The 26,618-nt window shown below is 72.5% G+C and carries 21 protein-coding genes and 3 pseudogenes; 17 read left to right on the forward strand and 7 right to left on the reverse strand.

The window, feature by feature from the left end:
- Position 1: 1 nt before the first annotated feature.
- Both ACH4F2_RS25790 and ACH4F2_RS25795 read right to left on the reverse strand, forming a co-directional pair.
- Positions 2–772 (reverse strand): DeoR/GlpR family DNA-binding transcription regulator, encoded by a 771-nt coding sequence (locus tag ACH4F2_RS25790; protein WP_386320824.1) that lies wholly within the window; start codon positions 770–772, stop codon positions 2–4.
- A 270-nt stretch (positions 773–1,042) separates the two neighbouring features.
- Positions 1,043–1,852, reverse strand: coding sequence for an NAD-dependent epimerase/dehydratase family protein (locus ACH4F2_RS25795; protein WP_398135111.1), 810 nt, complete (start codon positions 1,850–1,852; stop codon positions 1,043–1,045).
- A gap of 268 nt (positions 1,853–2,120) precedes the next feature.
- On the opposite strand from ACH4F2_RS25795, the gene ACH4F2_RS25800 reads away from it, so the two are divergent.
- On the forward strand, positions 2,121–3,092 hold the full coding sequence (locus ACH4F2_RS25800; RefSeq protein WP_398135112.1) for a 5-dehydro-4-deoxyglucarate dehydratase: 972 nt from the start codon (positions 2,121–2,123) through the stop codon (positions 3,090–3,092).
- Positions 3,089–4,258 carry a hypothetical protein gene (locus tag ACH4F2_RS25805; protein ID WP_398135113.1) on the forward strand — a complete coding sequence of 390 codons (1,170 nt, stop codon included), beginning with the start codon at positions 3,089–3,091 and terminating at the stop codon, positions 4,256–4,258. The genes ACH4F2_RS25800 and ACH4F2_RS25805 overlap by 4 nt, the downstream gene beginning before the upstream one ends.
- Before the next feature lie 37 nt (positions 4,259–4,295).
- Here ACH4F2_RS25805 and ACH4F2_RS25810 read toward each other — a convergent pair whose 3' ends face one another.
- Entirely contained in the window at positions 4,296–5,564 is a 1,269-nt protein-coding gene (locus ACH4F2_RS25810) for an MFS transporter (RefSeq protein ID WP_398135114.1), read from the reverse strand.
- A 185-nt stretch (positions 5,565–5,749) separates the two neighbouring features.
- Here ACH4F2_RS25810 and ACH4F2_RS25815 point away from each other — a divergent pair.
- The 15 genes and pseudogenes from ACH4F2_RS25815 to ACH4F2_RS25885 all read left to right on the forward strand — a co-directional run bounded on the left by ACH4F2_RS25815 (position 5,750) and on the right by ACH4F2_RS25885 (position 22,624).
- Positions 5,750–6,402 (forward strand): annotated as a pseudogene (locus ACH4F2_RS25815) (TIGR03086 family metal-binding protein).
- A 134-nt stretch (positions 6,403–6,536) separates the two neighbouring features.
- The gene (locus tag ACH4F2_RS25820) at positions 6,537–7,205 is read left to right on the forward strand and encodes a GntR family transcriptional regulator (protein WP_398135115.1); all 669 of its coding nucleotides are present in this window, start codon (positions 6,537–6,539) and stop codon (positions 7,203–7,205) included.
- Complete coding sequence (locus ACH4F2_RS25825) at positions 7,202–8,110, forward strand: dihydrodipicolinate synthase family protein (RefSeq protein ID WP_398135116.1); 909 nt, start codon at positions 7,202–7,204, stop codon at positions 8,108–8,110. The genes ACH4F2_RS25820 and ACH4F2_RS25825 overlap by 4 nt, the downstream gene beginning before the upstream one ends.
- The gene (araD, locus tag ACH4F2_RS25830) at positions 8,107–9,855 is read left to right on the forward strand and encodes an L-arabinonate dehydratase (RefSeq protein WP_398135117.1); all 1,749 of its coding nucleotides are present in this window, start codon (positions 8,107–8,109) and stop codon (positions 9,853–9,855) included. The genes ACH4F2_RS25825 and araD overlap by 4 nt, the downstream gene beginning before the upstream one ends.
- Positions 9,856–9,961: 106 nt before the next feature.
- Positions 9,962–10,897 carry a carbohydrate ABC transporter permease gene (locus tag ACH4F2_RS25835; RefSeq protein ID WP_398135118.1) on the forward strand — a complete coding sequence of 312 codons (936 nt, stop codon included), beginning with the start codon at positions 9,962–9,964 and terminating at the stop codon, positions 10,895–10,897.
- Complete coding sequence (locus ACH4F2_RS25840; RefSeq protein WP_398135119.1) at positions 10,894–11,793, forward strand: carbohydrate ABC transporter permease; 900 nt, start codon at positions 10,894–10,896, stop codon at positions 11,791–11,793. Before ACH4F2_RS25835 ends, ACH4F2_RS25840 begins: the two co-directional genes overlap by 4 nt.
- A complete protein-coding gene (locus ACH4F2_RS25845; protein WP_398135120.1) occupies positions 11,790–12,947 on the forward strand; it encodes a Gfo/Idh/MocA family protein in 1,158 nt (385 codons plus the stop codon). The genes ACH4F2_RS25840 and ACH4F2_RS25845 overlap by 4 nt, the downstream gene beginning before the upstream one ends.
- Positions 12,944–13,816: a PmoA family protein gene (locus ACH4F2_RS25850; protein WP_398135121.1), complete on the forward strand. Its 873-nt coding sequence runs from the start codon at positions 12,944–12,946 to the stop codon at positions 13,814–13,816. The genes ACH4F2_RS25845 and ACH4F2_RS25850 overlap by 4 nt, the downstream gene beginning before the upstream one ends.
- Positions 13,813–15,330: a family 43 glycosylhydrolase gene (locus ACH4F2_RS25855; protein ID WP_398135122.1), complete on the forward strand. Its 1,518-nt coding sequence runs from the start codon at positions 13,813–13,815 to the stop codon at positions 15,328–15,330. The genes ACH4F2_RS25850 and ACH4F2_RS25855 overlap by 4 nt, the downstream gene beginning before the upstream one ends.
- A gap of 33 nt (positions 15,331–15,363) precedes the next feature.
- Positions 15,364–16,407 (forward strand): annotated as a pseudogene (locus tag ACH4F2_RS25860) (polysaccharide lyase family 1 protein); the annotation flags it as partial.
- A gap of 173 nt (positions 16,408–16,580) precedes the next feature.
- On the forward strand, positions 16,581–17,945 hold the full coding sequence (locus ACH4F2_RS25865; protein ID WP_398135123.1) for an ABC transporter substrate-binding protein: 1,365 nt from the start codon (positions 16,581–16,583) through the stop codon (positions 17,943–17,945).
- 144 nt (positions 17,946–18,089) lie between these two features.
- Positions 18,090–18,890: a rhamnogalacturonan acetylesterase gene (locus tag ACH4F2_RS25870; protein ID WP_398135124.1), complete on the forward strand. Its 801-nt coding sequence runs from the start codon at positions 18,090–18,092 to the stop codon at positions 18,888–18,890.
- Between the two features lie 36 nt (positions 18,891–18,926).
- Positions 18,927–20,261, forward strand: a complete 1,335-nt coding sequence (locus ACH4F2_RS25875) for a polysaccharide lyase family 1 protein (protein WP_398135125.1) — start codon at positions 18,927–18,929, stop codon at positions 20,259–20,261.
- Positions 20,262–20,346: 85 nt separating this feature from the next.
- Positions 20,347–21,474 (forward strand): pectinesterase family protein, encoded by a 1,128-nt coding sequence (locus ACH4F2_RS25880; protein WP_398135126.1) that lies wholly within the window; start codon positions 20,347–20,349, stop codon positions 21,472–21,474.
- Positions 21,458–22,624 (forward strand): dienelactone hydrolase family protein, encoded by a 1,167-nt coding sequence (locus tag ACH4F2_RS25885; protein ID WP_398135127.1) that lies wholly within the window; start codon positions 21,458–21,460, stop codon positions 22,622–22,624. Before ACH4F2_RS25880 ends, ACH4F2_RS25885 begins: the two co-directional genes overlap by 17 nt.
- Here the strand turns inward: ACH4F2_RS25885 and ACH4F2_RS25890 are convergent.
- From ACH4F2_RS25890 to ACH4F2_RS25905, 4 genes and pseudogenes are all read right to left on the reverse strand, one after another.
- Positions 22,578–23,906: pseudogene (locus tag ACH4F2_RS25890) on the reverse strand (glycoside hydrolase family 43 protein); the annotation flags it as partial. The gene ACH4F2_RS25885 and the pseudogene ACH4F2_RS25890 overlap by 47 nt on opposite strands.
- A gap of 236 nt (positions 23,907–24,142) precedes the next feature.
- Positions 24,143–24,976 carry a pectate lyase gene (locus ACH4F2_RS25895; protein WP_398135128.1) on the reverse strand — a complete coding sequence of 278 codons (834 nt, stop codon included), beginning with the start codon at positions 24,974–24,976 and terminating at the stop codon, positions 24,143–24,145.
- Between the two features lie 196 nt (positions 24,977–25,172).
- Positions 25,173–26,030, reverse strand: coding sequence for a hypothetical protein (locus ACH4F2_RS25900; RefSeq protein ID WP_398135129.1), 858 nt, complete (start codon positions 26,028–26,030; stop codon positions 25,173–25,175).
- Positions 26,027–26,593 (reverse strand): SigE family RNA polymerase sigma factor, encoded by a 567-nt coding sequence (locus ACH4F2_RS25905; protein ID WP_398135130.1) that lies wholly within the window; start codon positions 26,591–26,593, stop codon positions 26,027–26,029. The genes ACH4F2_RS25900 and ACH4F2_RS25905 overlap by 4 nt, the downstream gene beginning before the upstream one ends.
- Positions 26,594–26,618 lie beyond the last annotated feature (25 nt).

A 26,618-nucleotide genomic window follows, 5' to 3' on the forward strand; every position in this document is an offset into this window, starting at 1 on the left:
GTCAGACGCGGATGACCTGCGGGCCGAGCAGTGAGTAGCGGTGGGCCTCGGCCGTCGGCAGCAGTGTGCTGGTGACGATCGCCTCCAGGGCGCCGACCTCCGCGAACCGGCAGAAGCTGACCGCCCCGAACTTGGTGTGCGTGCCCGCGAAGACGGTGCGGCGGGCGGCGCGGATCGCCTGGGTCTTCACCTCGCTGACCGCCGGGTCGGGGGTGGTGAGGCCGTGCTCGCGGGAGATGCCGTTGGCGCCGATGTACGCCAGGTCGATGACGAAGCCGGCCAGCATCTTCGTCGTCCAGTGGTCGACGGTGGCCAGCGTGCCCGAGCGGACCCGGCCGCCGAGCAGCAGCACGGAGGTGTCGCCGGCCTCGGCGAGCGCGCCGGCGACCGGCAGGGACGCGGTGACCACGGTCAGCGGCCGGTCCCGGGGGAGGGCTTCGGCGATGAGCCGGGGAGTGAAGCCCTCGTCGACGAAGACCGTCTCCGCGTCGCCGAGCAGTTCGGCCGCCGCGGCGGCGACCCGGCGTTTCTCGGGCACGTGGCTGGTGGCGCGGAAGGCGAGCGTGGTCTCGAAGCCGGCGCTCTCCACGGGGTAGGCGCCACCGTGGGTGCGGCGGACCAGGCCGTGGTCCTCCAGGGCGCGCAGGTCCCGTCGTACGGTCTCCTTGGCGACGCCCAGGTCGGCCGCGAGCGCGGTGACGTCGACCGAGCCGGTGGCGCGGGCGACCCGCACGATCTCGTGCCGGCGTTCCTCCGCCGTCCTCGTGCCCATGTCCGACACCCGCCTCACCGCCTCGCGCCGTCTCCTTGCCCGTTCGGGCCCGTTCGGCCCTTGGGGGAAGTTCTACAGCGGCCGTGCGGCACCGACCAGGCCTGTTGCGGACCCGATGCTGCCCGGTTGTGCCCGTTCCGGTCCCCGGGGGCCCGCCGCGGACCTGGGAGGCGGCCGTGCGGAGGGTGGGAACGGGCAGTGCGGATGCCCGTACGCGGAAGCGGGCGGGCCCGTTCGGTGCCCGCCCGCCTCGTGTTCGACCGGTTCCGGTCAGTACGGCCAGATCGGGGGGTCGGTCACGAAGTGGCCGCCGAGGCAGGCGTGCGCCGGGTTGTCCGGGTCGAGGTCGCCCTGCTCGGCGAGGAGCTTCTCGGCGTACGGCTCGGAGTCGTCCTGCGGTGTGTAACCGAGCGCCCGCGCGGAGGTGAGGTCCCACCACAGGCGGGTGTTGGCGGAGGAGCCGTGGACGACGGTGTGCCCGACGTTCTCGGCGGTCAGGGCGGCGTGCAGGAGGCGGGCGCCGTCGGCGGGGCTCATCCACACCGAGAGCATGCGCACGCTGGTCGGCTCGGGGAAGCAGGAGCCGATGCGGACCGAGACGGTCTCCAAGCCGTGCTTGTCCCAGTAGAGCTGGGCGAGGTCCTCGCCGAAGCACTTGGACAGGCCGTAGAAGGTGTCCGGGCGGCGCGGCGTGTCGATCGGGATGAGGGGGTCGTCCCCCTGGGGGCGCGGGGTGTAGCCGACGGCGTGGTTGGAGGAGGCGAAGACGACACGTCCGACGCCTTCCTCGCGGGCGGCCTCGTAGAGGTTGTAGGTCCCCTCGATGTTGGCCTTCAGGATCTTCTCGAACGGGGCTTCCAGGGAGATGCCCGCGAGGTGGATGATCGCGTCGACGCCCCGGACCGCCTCCCGCACGGCCGCCCGGTCGGCGAGGTCGGCGACGATCGCGTCCGGCTCCCCCTCGACGGGGCGCAGGTCGAGCAGGCGCAGCTCGTAGCCGAAGCCGGGGAGCAGGTCCCGCATCAGGGTGCCGAGGCCGCCGGCGGCGCCGGTGAGCAGGACGGTGCGGGGAGCGGGCATCCTCGGGACTCCTAGGTCTCCTGTGGGTCTCTGCTGAAGCGGCAGCCGCCGCGTGAACGGCTGCCGCTCCAGCAGCAGCCGTGCGCATGAGCGGCTGGCGTTCATATGCGTGGACACGCTAAGGAATCGGTGGTCAGCCGTCAAGAGCTGGCCTGCTTGACGGTGTTCGCGGGGCGGCTTAGCGTGGTGGCGTTCAGAAATATAGACACAGATCACGAATATGATGTCGGCCGGTGGGCCGACCATGCATATGGAATGGGGAGCGCCCGTGACCTCAGCCCCTCTCGTCGCCCGGCTCGCCGCCCCCAGCGGCCCGCTGTTCTTCCCCGTCACGCCGTACGGCCCCGGCGGCGAGGTCGACCTCGACGTCTTCCGCACGCATGTGCGGCGCGGCGTCGAGGCCGGGGCCGCCGCCGTGTTCGCCTGCTGCGGCACCGGCGAGTTCCACGCCCTCACCCCCGAGGAGTTCCAGGCCTGCGTGCGCGCGGCCGTCGAGGAGACCGGCGGGCGGGTGCCCGTCCTGGCGGGCGCGGGCTACGGCACCGCCCTCGCCGTGCGCTACGCCCGCCTCGCCGAGGAGGCCGGGGCCGACGGGCTCCTCGCCATGCCGCCGTACCTGGTGCTCGCCGGGCAGGAGGGACTGCTGCGGCACTACCGGGAGGTGGCCGCCGCGTCCTCCCTGCCCGTGATCGTCTACCAGCGCGACAACGCCGTGTTCACCCCGGACACCGTGGCCGAACTGGCCCGCACGGACGGAATCGTCGGCCTCAAGGACGGGCTCGGCGACCTCGACCTCATGCAGCGGATCATCAGCGCCGTGCGCACCGGGGTGCCCGGCGACGGCGAGGCGTCCGGAGGCGACGGCTTCCTCTACTTCAACGGGCTGCCGACCGCCGAGCAGACCCAGCTCGCCTACCGCGCGCTCGGCGTCACCCTCTACTCGTCCGCCGCGTTCTGCTTCGCTCCCGAGATCGCCCTCGCCTTCCACCGGGCGCTCCGCTCGGACGACGACGCCGTCGTGCACCGCCTGCTCGACGGCTTCTACCGGCCGTTCGTCGAACTGCGCGCCCAGGGCCGCGGGTACGCCGTCGCCCTGGTCAAGGCGGGTGTACGGCTGCGTGGCCTGGACGTGGGGGAGGTGCGGCCGCCGTTGCAGGAGCCGACCGAGGACCACGTGAAGCGGCTCGCCCAGGTGATCGAGCGGGGTTACGCGCTGCTCGACGAGGAGGCCGGCAGGTGAAGGCGTCCGCGTTCGTCTACCCCTGGGACGTCAACGGCGACCCGCAAGCGCCCGCCTCGGTCGCGGGGCTCGGCGTCGAGCAGGTGACGCTCGCCGCCGCCTACCACTCCACCCGCGCCCTCACCCCCCGCCACCCGCGCCACCGCGTCGTCACCGCCGAGTACGCCGCCGCCCTCTACCCGCCGGACGCCGCCCGCTGGGAGGGCCGCGAGCCGCGCCCGTACGAGGCCGGCGACTGGGCGCCCGGCGACGCCTGGGGCGAGGCCGCCGCCGCGCTCGCGGACGCCGGACTGGAGGTGCACACCTGGGTCGTCCTCGCCCACAGCTCCCGCCTCGGCGCCGAGCAGCCGCACACCTCCGTCGTCAACGCCTACGGCGACCGCTACCCCTGGGCGCCCTGCGTCGCGCAGCCCGCCACGCGCGCGTACCTCACCGACCTGGCCGCGGAGGCCGCGGTACGGCCCGGGGCGCGCGGCACCGAACTGGAGTCCCTCGGCTGGTACGGGCTCGCCCACCTGCACGCCCACGACAAGACCGGCGGCGTCGGCCTCGGGGACGCCGGGCAGTACCTGATGTCGCTGTGCTTCTGCCCCCACTGCCGGGCGGGCTACGGCGGACAGGGCCTCGACCCCGACGAACTGGCCGCCGCCGTGCGCGCCGCGCTGGAGCCGGTGTGGCGGGGCACGGCGCCGTCGGACGGCGGTTGGGCGGGCGTGGAGAAGCTGCTCGGCGAGGCGCCGGCGAACGCCACGCGCGCGTGGCGGGACGACACCGCCCGCACCCTCCAGGAGGCGGCCGTCACGGCCGTGCGCGCCGCCGCGCCCGACGGCTTCCAGGTCCTGCTGCACGCCGACCCGGTGTCGTACCACTGCGGTGCCAACGCCGGCGTCGACCCCGCGCACATCCTGTCCTTCGCGGACGGCGTGGTCGTGCCCTGCACGGGCGGCGCGGGCCTGCTGACGCCGTTCGCCGAGCAGGACCGTGCCGGGGCCGTCCTCGCCGCCAACCTCACCGTGGTCTCCGGTATGGGGGGCCGGCCGGACACCCTCGCCGCGGACGCGGCACGGGCGCGTGAGCTGGGCGCGACGGAACTGCGGCTGTACCACGCGGGGCTGGCGTCGGACCGGGATCTGGAGGCGGTGCGGTCGGGGCTCGCGAAGGTGTGAACCGGCGGGCCGCGGGCGGCTCGGGAAGAGGGGCGGATCAGGCCGGCGTCGCGTCCGGGGCGGGATGATCCGAGGCGTCACGTCCGGTGTCCGCCGACCGCCGGACGAGCGCCCCTGCCGTCGCCAGCAGGACGACGCCCAGGGCCGGCAGCAGCCACCGGAGGCCGACCGTCTCGACCAGCGCCGCGCCCACCGCCAGGCCGAGCACGTTCGGCGCGAACACCAGGGAGCCGGCCGTGGCGCTCACCCTGCCCAGGAGCGGTCCGGGCGTCTCGTGCTGCACGGCGGTCACAGCGGCGACCAGCACCGCCGGCAGCCCCACGCCGGCCGCCGCACCGGAGGCCCAGGCCACGGCGTCGTACGGGATCGCCCGCACCGCCACCGCCACCGCGAACAGGGCGGTCCCGGCCGCCGCGAACCGCCGGGCGCCCAGCCGGCGCATGGCGGCCCCGGACAGCAGCCCGGCCACCACCGAACCGGCGCCCTGGACGGCGTACAGCACACCGGCGTACGCGGGCGAGTGGCCGAGCGCCTCGACGACGGCGTACGCCGTGGCGCCGCCGATCCCCGCGCACAGCATCGTCACACCGCCCGCGACGACGAGCGGACGCAGCCTGGCGTGTCCCCACAGGTACCGGACGCCCTCGGCCGTACGGCGCCGCCAGTTCGCCGTGGGGGGCTGCGGCGTCGCCTCGCGCACCCGCAGGGCGGCGTAGGCCCCCGCGGCGAGCACGAACGTCACCGCGTCCAGCAGCGCCACACTCGGACCGCCGTACGCCGCGTAGAGGCCCGCCCCGGCCAGGGGCGCCACGAGCTTCATGCCCTCGTTCGCCGTCATGCGCAGCCCGTTGAAGTCGCCGAGCAGGCGTGGCTCGACGGCCGAGGCGACCAGCGCCGACTCGGCCGCGTCCTGGACGACACCGGCCGCGCCGTATCCGAGCAGCACCGCGAACAGCAGCCACAGGCGGCCCGGGGAGTCGACGGCGAACAGCGCGAGCAGCAGCCCGGCCGGCACCAGGTTCGCGGCGATCAGCAGCGGCTTCCGGCGGACGCGGTCGGCCACCGCGCCCAGCGCCGGACCGGCCAGGGTCGGCGCCCACACGGCGAGCAGGCACAGTGCCGCCAGCCCGTCCGAGCCGGTGAGGTCCTTCACCCACACCCCGGAGGCCAAGGAGAGCGCCGAGGAACCGAATCCGGACACCACCACCCCGGTGAGATACAGGCCCGCGTTGCGGTCGCGCAGGACACGGGCCACGGGCCAGGCCCCCCGCGGCGTCTTCCTCGTATGCATCGTCCTTGCCGTCATGCCTGTTCATCGTGGGTCTGAGGCAGGGGGGCGGGCATCGGGCAGATGCCTCAGAAGCGGACCCGGCGACCGATGAGTTTCGCGGTCGCGATCGGTCTGCCTCCGCAGAGAGCCGGCCGCGCGTACCGAGGAGAAGCACATGAGCCACGACACCCCCCACCCCCGACCTCGGACCGCAGACGCGGATCCTGGCACGCCTCGCCGAGGGCGTCGGCGACGCGCGGCTCGCGGACCCGGCCCCGTGCCCGGACCTGGCCGTCCGCGACCTGCTCGGTCATCTGACCGGCCTGGCCGTCGCCTTCCGCGACGCCGCGCGCGAGGACCTGGGCGCCACCACCGACACCGGCCCCGGGGCGACCGCCTCGGACATCGGCGCCGGCCGGCGCGAGGAGCTCGTCGCGCCGGCCGGCGCGAGGAGCTCGTGCGGGTGCTCGGTGGACTCGCCGAGGCATGGCGCGTCCCGGACGCCTGGACGGGCATGACCCGGGCCGGCGGCGTCGGCCTGCCCGGTGCCGTCGCCGGTGCCGTGGTGGCCGACGAGCTGGTGATCCACGGCTGGGACCTGGCCCGCGCGACCGGCCAGGAGTACCGCCCCGACCCGGCCGCCCTTCAGGCGGCGTACGGCTTTCTCGCCGCCGCCGCCGCCGACGACGACGAGCCCGACCGGGACGGCGCCCTGTTCGGGTCCGTCGTCCCCGTCCCCGCCGACGCCCCGCTGCTGGACCGGGCGGTGGGGCTGAGCGGGCGGGACCCGGGCTGGACGTCCCCCGCACAGGCCCGGGACGGCCGCCCGGGGTCGGTGCCGCGCAACCTCAACTTCCTTTGTCAGAACCATTGACGTGGCTCCGCCGCCCTCTTACCTTCAACGCGTCGTACTCCGTACGTCATATATGAGACGCGATACGCGAGATCGGATATCCCAGATCGGATATCCGATGTCCGCGCATCCGACGCGAGATCCGAGAGGCGCGCATGACCTCTGTGCCCACGCCGATCCCCTCACGCACGCAGTACGTGCTGGAGGAGATCAAACGCCGCATCCTCACCGGCCGGCTCACCCCCGGCCAGGCTCTGGTCGAGACCGACCTCGCCGCACAGTTCGGGGTGTCCAAGACACCGGTGCGCGAGGCGCTCAAGACGCTGGCCGGCACCGGACTGGTCGTGATGAGCCAGTACAAGGGCGTCACGGTGCGCATGGTGGACGCGGACATGGCGCGCGAGGTCTACGACGTGCGGCTGCTCCTGGAGCCGGAGGCCCTCAAGCGCGCGGTGCGCCGAGGGGCCTCCCTGGACGCCGCCCGTGATGCGCTGAGCCGGGCCGACGGGGCCACGGACACGGCCGAACGGTCCCTGGCCAACAGGGAGTTCCACCGTGCCCTGTACGTGCCCTGCGGCAACCCGCTGCTCGGCCGGATGCTCGACGAGGTCCGCGACCAGGCGGCCCTCGTCTCCGCCGTCGCCTGGGCCGCCGACCCCTCCTGGGAGCGGGAGGCGGGCGAGCACCAGGAGATCCTGCGTCTCGCCCTCGCCGGTGACGCGGACGGCGCGGCCCGCGCCCTGCACGCGCACATCGCGTTGTTCGTCGAGCGGGCCTTCCCGGAAACGGGAGCACAGGCCCAGGAAGAGGACGGTCAGGCATGACAGCGACGTTCGAGTCCCAGCGGGCGGCCCTGGCCGACGTGGTGGCGATCCCGGCGACCCCGTTCGCCGAGGACGGCTCCGTCGACCCCGCCACGTACCGGGCCCTGCTGCGTCGTCTCCTCGACGGTGGCATCACGACCCTCACCCCCAACGGCAACACCGGCGAGTTCTACGCCCTCACCCCGGCCGAGCGGCGCCTCGTCACCGAGCTGACCGTCGAGGAGGCCGGCGACCGCGCGGCGATCCTGGTCGGTGTCGGCCACGACGTGCCGACCGCGGTCGCCTCCGCACAGCACGCCCGCGACCTGGGCGCCTCCATGGTGATGGTCCACCAGCCCGTCCACCCCTACGTCTCCCAGGGCGGCTGGGTCGACTACCACCGCGCCATCGCCGAGGCCGTGCCCGCCCTGGGCGTCGTGCCCTACATCCGCAACGCGCAGCTCACCGGTGCCCGCCTCGCCGAACTCGCCGACGCCTGCCCCAACGTCATCGGCGTGAAGTACGCCGTCCCGGACGCCGCCAGGTTCGCCGCCTTCGCCCGCGACGCCGGCCTCGACCGCTTCGTCTGGGTCGCGGGGCTGGCCGAGCCGTACGCGCCCTCGTACTTCTCCGCCGGCGCCACCGGCTTCACCTCGGGGCTGGTGAACGTCGCCCCGGCCGTCTCGCTGAACATGATCGAAGCGCTCCGGGCCAGCGACTACACGGCCGCCATGAAGGTCTGGGAGCAGATCCGCCGCTTCGAGGAACTGCGCGCCGCCAACGGCTCCGCCAACAACGTCACCGTGGTCAAGGAGGCCCTCGCCTCGCTGGGCCTGTGCCGCAGGGAGGTCCGCCCGCCGAGCAAGCCGCTGCCCGAGAGCGAGCGCGCCGAGGTCGCCGCCATCGCCGCGGGATGGTCGATATGACGGACACGCCGGACACGGCCGGCCGCAGGCGCCCCGAAGACCTCCGCAGCCACCAGTGGTACGGCACCGACGGCCTGCGCTCCTTCAGCCACCGCGCCCGCACCCGCCAGCTCGGCTACCTGCCCGAGGAGCACCTCGGCAAGCCCGTCATCGCGATCCTCAACACCTGGTCCGACATCAACCCCTGCCACGTCCACCTGCGCGACCGCGCCCAGGCCGTCAAGCGGGGCGTCTGGCAGGCGGGCGGCTTCCCGCTGGAGTTCCCGGTCTCCACACTCAGCGAGACCTTCCAGAAGCCGACCCCGATGCTCTACCGCAACCTGCTCGCCATGGAGACCGAGGAGCTGCTGCGCTCCTACCCGGTCGACGGCGCCGTGCTGATGGGCGGCTGCGACAAGTCCACCCCCGCCCTGCTCATGGGCGCCGCCAGCGTCGACCTGCCCGCCGTCTTCGTGCCCGCCGGGCCCATGCTCCCCGGGCACTGGCGCGGCGAGACCCTCGGCTCCGGCACCGACATGTGGAAGTACTGGGACGACAAGCGGGCCGGCCTCATCGGCGACTGCGAGATGCAGGAACTGGAGAGCGGCCTGGCGCGCTCGCCCGGCCACTGCATGACGATGGGCACGGCGTCCACGCTGACCGCCGCCGCCGAGGCCCTCGGCGTCACGGTCCCGGGCGCCTCCAGCATCCCGGCCGTCGACTCCGGGCACGACCGGATGGCGGCGGCGGCGGGTCTGCGCATCGTCGAACTGGTCCACAAGGACCGGAAGCTGAGCGACATCCTCACCGCGGACGCCTTCGAGGACGCCGTCACCACCGTCCTCGGCCTCGGCGGCTCCACCAACGCCGTGATCCACCTGATCGCCATGGCGGGCCGCGCGGGAGTCACCCTCACCCTCGACGACTTCGACCGCGTCGCCCGCACGGTCCCGGTGCTGGCCAACGTCCGTCCCGGCGGACAGACGTACCTGATGGAGGACTTCCACCACGCCGGCGGCCTGCCCGGCTTCCTCTCCCGCATCCCGGACCTGCTCCACCTGGACCGGCCCACGGTGTCGCACGACACGATGCGTGAACAGCTCGCAGGCGCCCTCGTCCACCACGACGACGTCATCCGCCCCCGGGACAACCCCGTGGCGGACGAGGGCGGGGTCGCCGTCCTGCGCGGCAACCTCTGCCCCGACGGCGCCGTCATCAAGCACATCTCCGCCGAACCGCACCTGCTCAAGCACACCGGCCCCGCGGTCGTCTTCGACGACTACCGGACGATGCAGCGCACCATCAACGACCCGGCCCTGAACATCACCGCCGACAGCGTGCTGGTGCTGCGCAACGCCGGTCCCAAGGGCGGCCCGGGCATGCCCGAGTACGGGATGCTGCCCATCCCCGACCACCTGCTCAAGCAGGGCGTGCGGGACATGGTCAGGATCTCCGACGCCCGGATGAGCGGCACGAGTTACGGCGCCTGCGTGCTGCACGTGGCACCCGAGTCGTACGTCGGCGGGCCGCTGGCCCTGGTCCGCACCGGCGACCCGATCACCCTCGACGTCGAGGCGCGCTCCCTCCAGCTGGGCGTGGACGACGAGGAACTGGAGCGGCGCAGAGCCGAGTGGACGCCGCCGCCCGCCCGCTACGAGCGCGGCTACGGCGCCCTCTACAACGAACAGATCACCCAGGCCGACACCGGCTGCGACTTCGAGTTCCTGGCCCGCCCGGGCAAGGTGCAGGACCCGTACGCCGGCTGAACCACCCGCAGGCCGCGGGGCCGCGCACAGCCCTGCCCCCTCAGAAAGCGCTTCCCGCACGAACCGCGCACCACCCATGCAAGCCGCACCAGAACGGAGAACTGTCATGGCCCAAGCCGCAGCCGTGGCGAAACCGCCCGCGCCACCCCGGCGGCGCCGTGCCTCCGCCACACCGCGCAGGCTCCCGTACCTGCTGATCGGACCGGCCGCCCTGCTGATGCTGGGCTTCATCGCCTACCCGGTCATCAGCGTCTTCTACTACAGCCTGCAGGAGTACAACCCCACCAAGCCGTGGCGGAACGGCTACGCGGGCTTCGACAACTTCGTCAAGATCTTCACCGACGACCCGGTCTTCTGGGACACTCTCGTCTTCAGCGCCAAGTGGGTCTTCGTCGAGGTCGGACTCCAACTGCTCTTCGGCCTGGCACTGGCGCTCATCGTCAACCAGACCTTCGTCGGCCGGGGCATCGGGCGCGCCCTGGTCTTCTCCCCCTGGGCCGTCTCCGGCGTGCTGACCTCCGCGATCTGGGTGCTCCTCTACAACTCCCAGACCGGCATCACCCGCTACCTCGCCGACATGGGCATCGGCGACTACGGAACCAGCTGGCTGTCGGACACCTCGACCGTGTTCTCCGCGGCGGTCGTCGCGGACCTGTGGCGCGGTGTCCCCTTCTTCGCCATCCTCATCCTCGCCGACCTCCAGTCCGTCTCGAAGGACCTGTACGAGGCCGCGGAGGTCGACGGGGCGAGCCGTATCAAGCAGTTCTGGCACATCACGCTGCCCCACCTGAAGGACGCCATCATCCTGTCCACGCTGCTGCGCGCGGTGTGGGAGTTCAACAACGTCGACCTGCTCTACACCCTGACCGGCGGCGGACCCGCGGGAGCGACCACCACACTGCCGCTGTACATCGCCAACACCAGCGTCGACGCGCACGACTTCGGTTACGCGTCGGCCCTCACCACGGTCGCGTTCGTGATCCTGCTCTTCTGCTCGATCGTCTATCTGCGGCTGAGCAAGTTCGGAGGCGACAACAAGTGATCACCAAGGAGGCCACCGCGCCCGCCCCCGTGCCCGCGCGGGCCGACCACGAACCACCGCGGCCGGCGAAGAAGCACCGCCCCGCCTGGGACGAGGTCCCCCGCTGGCAGATCTACCTGCCGCTCGGCATCTACCTCGTCTTCACCCTGATCCCGTTCTACTGGATCCTGCTCTTCGCGCTGCGCCCGGCCGGCTCGACCTCGCTCGTGCCCTGGCCGATGACCTTCGACCACTTCGAGAAGGTGTGGACCGACCGAAGCTTCGGCACCTACTTCGAGAACAGCCTGTACGTCGGGCTCGCGACCCTGGTGATGACGACACTCGTCGCCCTGGCCGGCGGCTACGCCCTCGCCCGGTTCGATTTCAAGATCAAGCGGGTCTTCATGCTCGCTCTGCTCTGCTCCCAGTTCGTGCCCGGCGCACTCCTGCTGGTCCCGCTCTTCGAGATCTTCGCCGAGCTCCAGCTGATCAACTCCCTCGGCAGCGTCATCATCGCCGAGACGGTCTTCCAGCTGCCGCTGTCGATCATCCTGATCAGCAACTTCATCAAGAACGTGCCGTACACCCTGGAAGAGGCCGCCTGGGTCGACGGCTGCGGACGGATGCGGGCCTTCCTGGTCGTCGTCCTGCCGCTGCTGAGGCCCGGACTGATCGCCGTCGGTTCCTTCGCCTTCGTGCACTCCTGGAACCACTTCCTGTTCGCCCTGATGTTCCTCAACAACCAGGGCAAGCAGACCATCCCGGTCGGCCTCAACACCCTGATGAGCGCGGACAGCGTCGACCTCGGCGCGCTCGCCGCCGGCGGCATCATCGCGGCCGTACCCGTGGTGCTCGTGTTCGCCTTCATCCAGAAGTGGCTGATCACCGGCTTCAGCGCGGGGGCGGTCAAGGGATGAGCCGGATCCCCGTCGTCCTCGCCGGCGCCCGCGGTCACGGCCGCTGGCACGTCGCCAACATCCGCCGCCTGGAGCGGGCGGGACTGGTCCGGCTCGCCGGCATCTGCGAACTGACGCCGCTGACCGAGGAGGAGGCGGGCGGGGAACTGCCCGAGCAGTCCGCCGACTTCGGCACCCTCCTCGACTCCACCGGCGCCCGGATCGCCGTGATCTGCACGCCGATCCCCACCCACACCGACCTCGCCCTGACCGCCGCCCGCCGAGGCGTGCACCTGCTGCTGGAGAAGCCTCCGGCACCGTCGTACGCCGAGTTCCGCCGGATGGCCGACGGGGTCGCCGAGGCCGGCGTCGCCTGCCAGGTCGGCTTCCAGTCGCTGGGCTCGCACGCCGTGCCGGCCATCCGCGAGCTGGTCGCCTCGGGCGCGGTCGGCGAGGTGACGGGCATCGGCGGGGCCGGTGCCTGGGTGCGCGACGAGGCCTACTTCCGCCGGGCGCCCTGGTCGGGCCGGCGGCGGCTGAACGGCGCCGACGTGATCGACGGCGCGCTGACCAACCCCCTGGCGCACGCCGTCGCCACCGCCCTCGCGCTCGGCGGCGGCACCCGTGCCGAGGACGTCGCCGGCATCGAGACCGAGCTGAGCCACGCCAACGACATCGAGGCCGACGACACCTCCTGCGTACGCGTCACCACCGCGCGCGGCCTTCGCGTCACCGTCGCCGCGACCCTGTGCGCCGAGCGGGCGGACGAGCCGTACGTCCTGCTGCACGGCAGCAGAGGCCGCATCACCTTCTGGTACAAGCAGGACCGCGTCCTGCTCCAGCGCGGCGGCCACGGCCCCGAGGAGTACCAGTACGGTCGCACCGACCTGCTGGAGAACCTGGTCGCACACCTCACCACCGGCGCCGGCCTGCTGGTCCCGCCGGACGAGACGGGCGCCTTCATGCGGGTCGTCGAGGCGATCCGCCGGGCCCCCGACCCGGACCGGCTGCCCGACGCAGCCTGGCGCCACGTCCCCGGCGAGAGCCGCCGCGTGGTCCCCGGCATCGACGGCCTGGTGGCCGCCGCCGCCGACACCCTCTCCCTCTACTCCGAACTGGGCGCGCCCTGGGCGCCGCGCACGGAGCACCCGCTGAACGAGGTGAGCACCCGATGACCGGCAACGACACCCCGGTGCTGCGCGTGGCGGGCCGCCCCGTCGGCCGGTACGTCACCCGGCCCGAACTGCCGGCCCGGCTCTCCCCGCGCCCCTACCTGCACCCCGTCACCACCCTGGCCGGCACCGCCGTGACCGAGTTCAGCCCCGCCGACCACCTCCATCACCTCGGCGTCGGTGTCGCCGTTCCCGACGTCGAGGGGCACAACTTCTGGGGCGGACGCACCTACGTCCGCGACCGGGGGCCGACCGAGCTGGACAACCACGGCGCCCAGCGGCACGCCGCCTTCCAGCTCCGCGACCCCGACGGCTTCGTCGAGGAACTGCGCTGGGTCGCCGCCGGCACCGAGCTGCTGCGCGAGCGCCGCACCGTCGCGGCCACCGGACTCACCACCGCCGAAACCGCCGCCGGACCCGCCGCCACGGCCTGGGCGCTGGACTTCACCTTCTCCCTCACCAACGTCACCGCGGACCCGCTCACCATCGGCAGCCCCGCCACCAACGGGCGCCCCGGCGCGGCCTACGGCGGCTTCTTCTGGCGCGCCCGCAAGGAGAGCACGGCCCCCCGGGTCTTCACCGCCGACCGCGAGGGCGAACGGGAGGTGCACGGCCGCCGCGCCGACTGGCTCGCCCTGACCGGCGACACCTGGTCGCTGGTGTTCGCCGGGGCCACGCAGGAGACGCGACGCGACCCCTGGTTCGTCCGCACCGAGGAGTACCCGGGGGTGGGTTCCTCCCTGGCCCACGACGAACGGCTGGCACTCGCCCCGGGCGACACCGTCGTCCGCCGGATCGTCACCGTCGTCGCCGACGGCCGTCTCGACGCCGACGGCGCCGCCACCCTCGTACGAAAGGCGGTGAGCCCGTGACCCCCGAGAGCGCTCGGACGTACACCAACCCCGTTCTGAACGCCGATTGGTCCGACCCGGACGTCGTCCGCGTCGGCGAAGACTTCTACCTGACCGCCTCCAGCTTCGGCCGCGTCCCCGGCCTGCCGCTCCTGCACTCCCGCGACCTGGTCAACTGGACCCTGGTCGGGCACGCCCTGCCCCGCCTGGAACCGGCACAGGCGTTCGCGACGCCCCGCCACGACTGCGGCGTCTGGGCCCCGTCCCTGCGCCACCACGCGGGCCGCTTCTGGATCTTCTGGGGCGACCCCGACCACGGGATCTTCCAGGTCAACGCCCCCGAGATCCGGGGCCCGTGGACCGCGCCCCACCTGGTGAAGGCCGGCAAGGGCCTGATCGACGCCTGCCCCCTGTGGGACGACGAGACCGGCGAGGCCTACCTCGTGCACGCCTGGGCCAGGTCCCGCTCCGGGATCAAGAACCGGCTCACCGGGCACCGCATGCGCCCCGACGGCACCGGACTCCTCGACGAGGGCAAGGTGATCGTCGACGCCGACCGCCTCCCCGGCTGGTTCACCCTGGAGGGGCCCAAGCTCTACAAGCACGACGGCTGGTTCTGGATCCTGGCACCCGCCGGGGGAGTGGAGACCGGCTGGCAGGGCGCCTTCCGCTCCCGCGGCTTCTTCGGGCCGTACGAGGAGAAGGTCGTCCTCGAACAGAAGGACACCGACGTCAACGGCCCCCACCAGGGCGGCTGGGTGCGCACGCGGTCCGGCGAGGACTGGTTCCTGCACTTCCAGCAGCGCGGGGCGTACGGGCGGGTGGTCCACCTCCAACCGATGAGGTGGCGCGCTGACGGCTGGCCGCTACTGGGCGACGACGGCGCTCCCGTCGCCGAGCACCCGCGTCCCGCCCTGCCCCCGCAGCCGCCCGCCGCGCCCGCGACGGACGACGACTTCCCCGGCGGACGGTTCGGCCGCCAGTGGTCGTGGACGGCCAACCCCCGGGACGGCTGGGCCACCCAGCACTCCGGGGACGGGCTGCGGCTCGCCTGCGTACGCTCGGCCGACGCGCACGACCTGCGCAGACTGCCGAACGTGCTCACGCAGCGGCTGCCCGGCGACCCCGCGGTCATCGAGGTGGAGCTGCGCCTGGACGGCGAGGAGCCGGGCGCGCGGGCCGGTCTCGCGGTGCTCGGCGACGCCTACCGCTGGATCGGGCTCCAGCGGGGCGCGGACGGGACCGTGCACCTGGTGCACCGGTTCGCCGAGTCGGTGGCCGAGGCCGAGCGGGACGCGGACCATCCCCGGCCCGCACCGGAGGGACGGGTACGGCTGCGGATCGAGGCCCGTCCCGGGGCACGCTGCCGCTTCTTCCACGACCTGGGTGACGGCATGCGCCCCACCGGCCAGGAGTTCGCCGCCACCCCCTGGCGCTGGGTCGGTGCCCTGCTCGGCCTGTTCGCTCTCGCACCCGCCGGCCAGGGACACGCCGGCGCCGCCACCTTCACGCAGTTCCGGATCGGACCTCAGTAACCCACCTCACCCGCACGCCTGTTGGGAGCCGCAATGACGCACCTCCGTAGCAAGCGCATGCCGGGATCCGGCAGGATCCTGGCCGCCGTCCTCGGTCTGGTCGCCGCCCTGGCACTCGGAACGGTCGGTCAGGCCCGGGCAGCCCCGGCCGGGGAGACCGGGACGCCTCGCCCCACCGACCGGGCGCACGGTTTCGCCTCCCTCGCCGGCGGCACCACCGGCGGCGCGGGCGGCGAGGTCGTCACCGTCACCGACCAGGCCGCGCTGGCGAAGTACGCGGCGGCGAAGGAGCCGTACGTCATCCGGGTGGCGGGTACCATCGCCGTCGCGCCCTTCGGTTCGGACATCGTGGTCGGCTCCGACAAGACGATCATCGGCGTCGGCGACACCGGCGAGATCGTCCACGGTGAGCTGCACCTGAACCCCGGCACGCACAACGTGATCATCCGCAACCTGACGATCCGCGACAGCTACGTCGAGGGCGACTGGGACGGCAAGACCACCGACTTCGACGCGATCCAGATGGACTCCGTCCACCACGTCTGGATCGACCACAACCGCCTCACGCACATGGGCGACGGACTGCTCGACGTCCGCAAGGACAGCGAGTACATCACCGTCTCCTACAACCGGTTCGAGAACCACAACAAGGCGCTCGGCATCGGCTGGACGGACAACGTCCGCACCCAGATCACCATCGACCACAACTGGTTCACCGGCACGAAGCAGCGCAACCCGTCCGCCGACAACTGCGCCTACGCGCACCTGTACAACAACCTCGTCTCCGCGCAGGTGGCCGACGGCGACCCCCTGTGGACGTACGGGAACTGGGCGCGCGGCGCGACCCGGATGGTCATCGAGAACAGCTACTACGACGGTGTCCAGCACCCCTACCAGGCGGACGCCACCGCGGAACTGGTGCAGCGCGGATCGATCCTGAAGAACACGACCGGCCGGCACGACGCGTGGGGCGACGCCTTCGAACCGGGTGACTTCTACGACTACCGGCTCGACCCGGCGGCCGCCGTTCCGGCCCTGGTCAAGCGCTCCTCCGGGCCGCAGAAGCAGCTCGGCACGCACTGAACCACGCACCGAGCCCTGTACCGGACCGGCCCCGGCCCACGCACCGGACCAGGCCCCGGCCCCGGCCATGCACCGCACCGGGGCCACCCACTGACCCTCCCCACGTGTTCAGCACTTCACCGCACCGTTCCACCGCACCGTTGGATCCAGAAGAAGAGAGCCGACCAATGAAGATCAGCAATCGCAGCAGCAGAAGCACAGGCGGGCGCCGGGCATCCGCCGCCGTCGCCCTGGGGGCCGTGCTCGCGCTGACCGCCACCGCCTGCGGTGACGACGGCAGCGGGGCGGGCGGCGACAAGGGCGCCGAGGGCAGCGGCAAGGGGAAGATCGTCTTCTGGGACAACAACGGCGGTATCCGTACGGCCGTCTGGAAGGAGATCATCGCCGACTTCGAGAAGGCGAACCCGGACATCGACGTGGAGTACGTCGGGATCGCCGCCACCGAGTACCAGTCCAAGGTCGACACCGCCATCCAGGGCGGTGGCCTGCCGGACGTCGGCGGTGTCGGCGCGGCGATGCTCGCCGGGTTCTCGGCCCAGAAAGCGCTGGAGCCGCTGGACGACCGGCTCACCAAGTCCTCCCTGAGCGGCAAGCTCAACAAGGACATGGTCGAGTCCCTGAAGGCGGCCGGCGGCGGTGACGGCACGCTGTACTCGGTGCCGACCTCCGCGAACAACGGCGTCCTCTACTACCGCACCGACCTGTTCGAGAAGGCCGGGCTGGACGCGCCGACGACGTGGGACAAGTTCTACGAGGCCGCCGAGAAGCTGACCGACGAGGACAAGAACGAGTTCGGCTACACCATCCGCGGCGGCTCCGGCTCCGTAGCCCAGGCGCTCGACGCGATGTACGGGCAGTCCGGCATCACCTCGTTCTGGGACGCCGGCAAGAAGAAGACCACGGTCAACGACCCGAAGAACGTCGAGGCGCTGGAGAAGTACGCGGCCCTCTACAAGAAGGTCACGCCGGCCGCCGACGTCAACAACGACTTCGCCAAGATGACCGCCCAGTGGGACACGGGCACGATCGGCATGCTGAACCATAACCTGGGCTCCTACCAGGACCACGTGAAGGCGCTCGGCGTCGAGAAGTTCCGCGGCATCCCGCAGCCCGTCGGCGCCTCCGGCAAGCGGGTGCAGGTGTCCAACCCGGTCGACGGGCTCGGCGTGTTCAAGAGCTCCAAGAACAAGGAGGCCGCCTGGAAGTTCATCGAGTTCGCCACCTCGCCCGAGCAGAACTCGAGGTTCAACGAGTCGGCCGGACAGGTGCCGTCGCACGCCGACGCCGCGAAGGACGCGTGGATCCAGAAGGCCGAGCCCACGAAGCTGGCGGCCGAGGCGCTGAACGACGGGTCCACGACCATCGTCCAGCTGCCGTACTACCTGCCGGACTGGAACACGCTGTCCAAGTCGGAGAGTGAGCCGGAGTTCCAGAAGGTGCTGCTCGGGAAGACGAGCGCGAAGGCTTTCCTGGACGGGCTGGCCGAGAAGCTGAACGAGGCGCAGGCCGAGTGGACGGAGCAGATGGGCTAGTTCCTTCCGGGTCTCGCCACGGGCGGTCCGCGGTGTGCGGGCCGCGGGCCGTCCGTGGCTGGTCGTGCCCAGGCCGCGGAGCCGCGTATCGATACAGCCCCGCGCCGAGGAGCTGTCCGTCCCCTCTCCCGAAAGGCAACCGACGTGTCACTCACCAGAAGACAGGTCACTGCGGCAGCCGTCTCCGCCGTCCCTCTGGCGTTCGCCGCCACCGGTACCGCGCAAGCCGGCGGACGCCGCGACCGCACCCTCTACATCGCCGGTGACTCCACCGCCGCGCAGAAGTACGCCGACGCCGCGCCCGAGACGGGGTGGGGAACGGCGCTGCCCTTCTTCCTCCGCAAGGACCTCCGTGTCGCCAACCACGCAGTGAACGGGCGGAGTTCCAAGAGCTTCGTCGACGAAGGGCGGCTGGACGTCGTCCTGGACGCGATCCGGCCGGGCGACTTCCTGCTCGTCCAGTTCGCGCACAACGACGAGAAGCAGGCCGACCCCACCCGTTACACCGAGCCCTGGACGACGTACCAGGACCACCTGCGGCTGTACGTCGACGGAGCGCGGGCCCGTGGGGCGCGGCCGGTGCTGGCCACACCCGTGGAGCGGCGGCGGTTCGACGCCGGGGGCGACGCGGTGCCCAGCCACGGGGAGTACCCGGCGGCGATGCGGGCGCTCGCACGGGAGGAGGGCGTGGCGCTGCTCGACGTACAGGCGCTGTCGCTCGCGCTGTGGCAGCGGCTCGGCGTGGAGGAGACCAAGGCGTACTTCAACTGGACCGCCACCGAGCAGGACAACACCCACTTCAACCCGCCGGGCGCGATCGCGGTCGCCCGGCTCGTCGCGCGGGAGCTGCTGCGCGCGCGGGTGCTGGCGCGCCGGGACGTGCGCCGGCTGGACGAGGAGATCCCCGAGTCCTGGATCAGCTGGCCGGCGCCGGCCACCGCGTAACAACCCTCCGACCTCCGAGAAAGGGAGAGCCGCACCATGAGCACCCACAGATGGCATGGGCATGCCACAACGAGAGCCGCCGCGCTGGTCGGCTGCACCGCCCTCGTGCTGAGCCTGACCGCCGCCACCGCGCAGGCCCGCCCCGGCCACCACCACCCCCGCGACACCGCCCGGCAGACGCTGCCGGCGAACGACGGCTGGGCCTCCCACGGCACCGGCACCACCGGCGGGGCCGCCGCCGACGCGGAGCACGTGTACACCGTCACCACCTGGGCCGAGTTCAAGGCCGCCCTCGCCGCCGGCGGGGACGCTCCGCGGATCATCAAGGTGAAGGGCACGATCGACGCCGTCTCCGAGGGCTGCGAGGCCTTCGCCGCGCCCGGCTACGACTTCGACGCCTACCTGGAGAAGTACTCCCCCGACAACTGGGGCCTGGAGACCGACCTGAGCGACGAGCCCGACGCCAGCCCCGAGGGCCTGCGCCGCGCCTCCGCCGACCGGCAGAACCAGGCCATCAAGGCGAACATCCCCTCCGACACCACGATCATCGGCGTCGGGCGGAACGCCGGTATCAAGGGCGCCAGCCTGCAGATCAAGAGCGTGGACAACGTCATCGTCCGCAATCTGACGCTCGAGAGCCCCGTGGACTGCTTCCCGCAGTGGGACCCCACCGACGGCGACAAGGGCAACTGGAACTCCGAGTACGACAGCGCCGTCGTCTACGGCTCCACCCACGTCTGGCTGGACCACAACACCTTCACCGACGGCGAGCACCCCGACAGCGAGGCGCCCACCTACTTCGGCATGCTGTACCAGCAGCACGACGGCCAGCTCGACATCGTGCGCGGCGCCGACTACGTCACCGCGTCCTGGAACGTCTTCACCGAGCACGACAAGACGATCCTGATCGGCAACAGCGACAGCGAGTCCACCGCCGCCGGCGACCGCGGGCACCTGAGGACGACCTTCCACCACAACCTGTTCAAGGACCTCGTCGAGCGCGCCCCCCGGGTGCGGTTCGGACAGGTCGACGTCTACAACAACCACTTCGCGGCCGGCGAGGACTACGCCTACAGCTTCGGCGTCGGCAAGGAGTCCCAGCTCGTCGCCGAGCACAACGCCTTCACCCTGCCGGACGGCGTCGGCCCCGCGAAGGTGCTGAAGCGCTGGAACGACTCGCCGGTCACCGCCGCGCACAACCGCGTCAACGGCCGCACCGTCGACCTGATCGCCGCGCACAACGCGGAGAACCCGGACGCCGCCCTCCGGTCCGGCGCGGGCTGGACCCCCACCCTGCGCACCAAGGTCCTCCCGGCCCGGGCGGTCCCCTTCGTCGTCGACCACGGCGCGGGCGCCGGCCGCCTGCGCTGACGCCCCCCCGAACCGAGGGCCGGGGCGCCCGCACCGCCCCGGCCCTCACGCACCGCACCGCACGCGCACCCGAAGGAGCACCGGCATGCACCGACCCGCCCTGTCCCGCAGAGGCTTCCTCCTGACGACCGCCGGCGCGGGCGCCGCCCTCGGTCTCGCGGCCGGCCCCGCCGTCGCCGGCACCCGGCCACGCCCGCGCCCCTTCGGCAGGTACGGCTCACCGGCCGCCCGCCGCACCCCGAAGACCCTGTACGTCGACCCGCACGGCCGCGGCGACTTCACCTCCGTCCAGGCCGCCGTGACCGCGGCCGAGGGCCCCGGCTGGACGCTCGTCCTCGCCCCCGGCACCTACCGCGAGACGGTCTCCGTGGACGCCGGCCGCACCGAGGCGACCTGGATCGGCGCCGCCGAGGACCCGCGCGACACCGTCATCGTCTACGACAACGCGGCCGGCACCCCGAGGCCCGACGGCTCCGGCACCTACGGCACCAGCGGCTCCGCCACCACCACCGTGCGGGCCGACGGCTTCACGGCCCACCGGATCACCTTCGCCAACGACTGGCTGCGCGCCGACCACCCCGGCGTCACCGGCACCCAGGCCGTCGCGATCAAGGTCCAGGGCGACCGCAGCGCGTTCCACCACTGCCGCTTCCTCGGCCACCAGGACACCCTCTACGCCGACACCCGCGACCTCGGCCACTTCGCCCGCCAGTACTACGCCCACTGCTACGTCGAGGGCGACGTCGACTTCGTCTTCGGCCGGGCGACGGCCGTGTACGAGCGCTGTCACTTCCGCACCCTGGTCCGCACCGACCTGACCGGCGCCCCCTACGGCTTCGTGTTCGCCCCGTCCACGGCGGGCGCCAACCCGCGCGGCTACCTCGTCACCCGCGGCCGCGTCAGCAGCGAGGCCCCCGACGGCTACTACAAGCTGGCCCGCCCCTGGGTACCCAGCTCCGACACCACCGCCCGCCCGATGCTCACCGTCCGCGAGACCCACCTCGGCGCGGGCATCGACGCGGTCGCCCCCTACGCCAACATGCGGGACGCGCACCCCTGGCAGGAGCAGCGCTTTTGCGAGTACCGCAACACCGGCCCCGGTGCCGCGGTCACCGTCCCGGAGAACCGGCCCCGGCTCACCCGCGCCGAGGCGGCGTCGCACACCCCTCAGGCGTACCTCGGCGACTGGCGGCCGTATGACCGCCGGCGGTGACCCGGCCGACGACACGGCCGGTGTGCTGCCCGCGTTCCATCCGGCGCTCAAGGACGAGCTGACCTTCCCGCTCGCCTGGGGCACCTCACCGGAACGGGACTTCGAGGCGTGGCGACGGACGGCACGCGCGACGGTCGAGGAACACCTCCTCGTCGGCCGGCAGGACGACACGCCGTACGCCCCGGAGTTCACCGCCCGCTCGGACGGCGACGGGTACACGCGGGAGCTGGTCACCCTCTCCCTCACCCGCTACGGACGGGTCCGCGGCGCCCTGCTCACCCCGCACGGCGCCGGGCCCTTCCCGGCCGTCCTGCTCCTGCACGACCACGGCTCCCGCTTCGACATCGGCAAGGAGAAGGTGGTCCGGCCCTGGTACGACGACGCGCGGCTCGCCACCGCCGAACAGTGGGCCGACCGGCACTTCGACGGACGCTTCCTCGGCGACGAACTGGCCCGGCGCGGGTACGTGGTGCTCTGCGCGGACGCCCTGGGCTGGGGCGACCGCGAACCGCTCACCTACACCCGGCAACAGGCCCTGGCCGGCAACCTCTTCCACCTCGGCAGCTCGCTGGCCGGCCTCCTCGCCCGGGAGGACGAGCGGGCCGCCGGCTTCCTGGCAGGCCTCGACCGCGTGGACGCCCGGCGCGTCGCGGCCCTCGGCTTCTCCATGGGCGGCTACCGCGCCTGGCAGACCGCCGCCCTCAGCGACGACATCGCCGCCGCGGTGAGCGTGTGCTGGATGACCGGCCTGAAGGAGATGCTGGTGCCCGGAAACAACAGCCTGCGCGGGCAGTCGGCGTTCCACATGCTCCACCCCGGACTCGCCCGGCACCTCGACATCCCCGACGTGGCGAGCATCGCCGCGCCCAGGCCGATGCTGTTCCTCGGCGGTGCACAGGACCACCTGTTCACCGCCGAGGGTGTCCGCGCCGCCCACGACAGACTGCGCGCCGTCTGGCACTCCCGCGGCGCCGCCGACCGGCTCCGCACCCAGACCTGGCCGGACGTCGGCCACGCCTTCCCGGCGCGCATGCAGGAGGAGGCCTTCGCATGGCTGGGGTCGGTCACCACCGCACCGGACCGGCCGGTCACGGGGCCGGCACCACCGCCTCGACGGTCCAGGAGCGCTTCGTGCCGTCCGCGGCCGTGACCGTGTAGGTCTGCGGCGTGCGGAAGTCGCGGCGCGAGCCCGACCGCGGGCTGAGTGTCGCGCCCTCGCCGACCCACAGCTTCGGGGCGAGGCCGCGCAGGTTGGTGCGGGGCCCCACCGGCAGGACGACCGTGCTCGTCTCCTCGCTGACGGCCGCGTATCCCCGCTGCCCGCGCGCCGTGGCGTCCACGACCGACGTGGGGCTCGCCGGGTAGGCGGCCAGCAGCCGGTCGTACTCCGCCCGCGTCACCGGGATCACCGTGCCGTGCCGCGGGCTCGCGGGCAGCTGGTAGCCGGCCGACGGCGTCCACTCGCCCGATGCGAGGTCGGTGGTCTCGAAGGGCAGGTAGCCCCGGCCGCCGTACTCGTCCACGAACAGGTACCACTTCTTCTCGGTGTTGGACTCGAACACCGTCGGCCCCTCACCGCGGTCCATCGCGCCCCGGCCGATGCAGTCCGACACGAGGTCGTACGAGGTGTCGGTCAGGGACGTCGACTTCTCGCCGGTGATGAACTTCGAGCAGGGCGAGCCGGAGGACGGGTCGCGCTCGTCCTTCGTGTACCGGTAGTACGTGCCGCCGTGCTGGACGACCGTCGAGTCGATGACCGAGTAGCCCGGGTCGCTCCACACCTTCGGCTCGCTGAAGGTGCGGAAGTCCTTCGTGGTCGCGTACAGCATCCTGTTGTACGTCGAACCGGTGTGGTCCGGGTCGTCGTCGGCGTACAGCTTGGACGCCCAGAAGACGACGTACGCGTCGAGCTCGTCGTCCCAGTAGGCCTCCGGCGCCCAGGTGTTGCCCGCGTTGTCCGGGGACACCCGCACCAGCCGCTGGTCGGTCCAGTGGACCAGGTCGGTGGACTCCCACACCATGACCGACTTGCTGCCGTGCCGCTGGACCTCGTCCCAGCTGCCGCTGCTGCCCCGGTACATCCGCAGGTCGGTGGCGATCATGTAGAACCTGTCGCCCTCGGGGGAGCGGATCACGAACGGGTCGCGCAGCCCCTTCTCGCCGATGGTGGACGTCAGCACCGGCTTGCCCGCGTTCAGCTCGCGCCAGTGCAGGGCGTCGTTGCCGCGGCTGAGGGCGTACCGGATCTGTTCGCCGTCGGCGGTGCCCTCGCCGGTGAAGTAGGCGAAGAGATAGCCCGCGTACTTCGGGGACTTGGCGGGGGGCGCGGGCCGTGGTCCCGAGTGCGCGGCGCCCGGCGGGGCGGCGAGCAGGGCGAGGAGCAGAGCGAGGAAGGGGGCGAGAAGCGTGCGACGAGCGGTGTGACGGCGCATGACACTTCCTGTGGGAGTCTGAGGGTTTCTGTTGGATGGCGTGCCCTCGGAGTGTCACCAGTGGGGGGCGACGCGTCAACGGGACGGCAGGGGCCGAAACTTTCGGCCCCTTCGCGGAGTCCTGACACGGGAACGCCCCCGCCGGTCGTCACCGGCGGGGGCGTTCGGCGGGCCGGCCGAGTGGGGGGCTCGGGCGGCGCACACCGGCCCGGGGGGCGGGCCGGCGGTCCTGGCGGCTACTTGTAGCTGATGTCCGCGGCGGTGAAGTCGCACGTCTTGCCGTACGGGCCGACCGGGGAGAGCTTCTTGGGCTCCTTGCCGGTGTTGTTGCCCTCGAAGCGGACGCAGGTCTCGGTCTTCTTCTTGCTGTCGCCGTGGATGCGGATGTTGCGCAGGGCCGCCGTGTCGCCGTAGTTCTGGTTGACGCCGACGATCGACTTGCCGGGTGCGGTGATGTCCACGTCGTTGATGATGATCGTGCGCTTGTACTGCTTGCCGCAGTTGCCGCAGGAGCGGACCAGCTTGCCGAAGTTCTCGACCCGGAACTTCGAGACGACGAGCTTGCCCGCGCCGTTGAACTGGAGCACCTTGTCGTCGGCGTTCTTCGCGCCGCCGCCGTACACCGTGTACACCGCCGAGGCCGAGGTGCCCTTGAAACTGGCGGCGTCCTCGCCGACGTCCAGCCACCACACGTTCTGCAGCGTGCAGGAGCCCTTGCAGTGGACGCCGTCGGCGGCGGGGGTGCCGATGATGACGTTCTTCAGCGTGGCGCCGTCCGCCAGCTCGAAGACCGGGTCCTGGCCCTCGTCCTGGCCGTCGCCGCCCAGGTCGCCGGTGCCGTAGAACTTCTTCATCCCGCCGTCGTACGTCCCCTTGACCGGGATCGTCGACGAGACGGGCTTGCTGCCGGTGTCCTCGGGCCAGGACGACGCGGCACCCGCGGTGGACAGCATCGTCGTGGTGACGATCGCCGCGCCGGTGAGACCGAAGGCAGCGGTTCCGGCGATCACCGCCCGCCGCTTGGTGACCCGGCGGCGGTGGCGGACGCGCTGTTCAGCTCGTGCAGTCATGCCCATGTTCCTTGCGTGGGGAGAGGATCTTTGCGCTTCCTGGTCGCCACCGGTGCGGAATGGGTTGCCGCGTCTTCAGATCTTTTTCACGAGCCGCCGTCACGAGCCGCCGTCACGAGCCGCCGTCACGAGCCGCCGTCACGAGCCGCCGTCACGAGCCGCCGTCACGAGCCGCCGTCACGGAGCCCGACGGCCGTCACGAATCGTCGTCGCGGGGTGCGAAGTCGCCCTTCACCGAGAGCTGTCCGGACCCGGCGGTGGCCGTCGCGGTGTAGCGGTCGCCGTGCGCGTCCCGGCCACCGCGCTCGTGGTTGTACTGGCCGGCGAACATCCACTCGCCCGCCGGGACCGTCCGGCCCTGCTTGAGCGTCCACCGGTGGACGAGGAAACCGTCCCGCTCCTCGACCGTGAACGTGAAGTCGCCCTCCGGCAGCGACCGCCAGGCGCCGGTGGAGGTGACGCCGCCGGTCTGCGCCACCCGGAGCTCGACGGTGAGCGCGGTCAGCGGCTCACCGGTCTTCAGGGTGACGTTGCTCTGGGCCCAGAAGTCGTTGCTGTGCGGGTCGACCGAGCCGTCCGACCACAGCGGGCCGTCCTCGACGGCGGAGGCGGGCGGCCTGGCGGTCCCGGTCCCCGGCGCGGTCGGTGGCCGGGAGGGCGCGGGGGTGTCCGGGGCCCGCGTCCCTGGCGGGGCGCTCCGCGTCGGGTCGGCCGGCGGGGCGGGCGCCCGGCCGGTGGTGGCGTCCGGTGACGGTGCGGGGGTCTCGGAGGTGGCGACCGAGCGCTGCGGGGCGGCGTCGTCCTTCACCGCCGACGCGACCGCGTAACCGCCGACCGCGAGGACTCCCGCCACCGCGGCCGTGGCACCGGCCACCCGCGCCCAGCCCAGCAGTGGCGGACGCGCCGCCCGGTGGTGCCCGGGACGGTCCTGGCCCCGGCCCGCCATGCCGCGCTCGACCCGGGCCAGGATGCGCGCCCGGTCGGGCTCGTGTGCCCCGGCCGCCTCGTGCAACCGGGTGCGCAACTCCTCGTCCCGGTCCCGCTGCCCGGTCATCGGTTCCTTCCCGCGGCTCCACCACTGCGCGCGATCGCCGCGTGCACCTGCTTCTGAACTCCCCGTGTGCCGAGCAACCGCTGCAGTTCGGCCATTCCCTTCGACGTCTGGCTCTTCACCGTACCCACCGAGACGCCCAGAGCGAGCGCCGTGTCCTTCTCGGAGAGGTCGAACGCGTGTCGCAGTACCACGCACGCCCGCTTGCGGAACGGCAGCCGGCGCAGCGCCTCCTGGACGTCCACCACACCGGCGACGTCCGGATTCTCCGTCTTCTCCTCGCGCTGCGACCAGAACAGGGCGATCCGTCTGCGCTCGCGCACGGCGGTGCGGATGCGGGTGCGGGCGAGGTTGGCGACGACACCGCGCGCGTACGCCGCCGGATGGTCGGCCGAGCGGACCCGGTCCCAGCGGTGCCACAGGGCCAGCAGGGCGTCCGCGGCGAGGTCGTCGGCGGCGTCCGGCTCGCCGGTCAGCAGGTGGGCGAGCCGGGAGAGTTCGGCGTAGTGACGCTCGAAGAAGGCGTGGAACTCCACGGAGGCGGCGTCGTCGACGACTGTCCCCACAGGCGGACTCTCCTCGCAGCGGATT

This window comes from Streptomyces sp. NPDC017890 (assembly GCF_044328675.1).
In the GTDB taxonomy this organism is placed as follows: Bacteria; Actinomycetota; Actinomycetes; order Streptomycetales; family Streptomycetaceae; genus Streptomyces.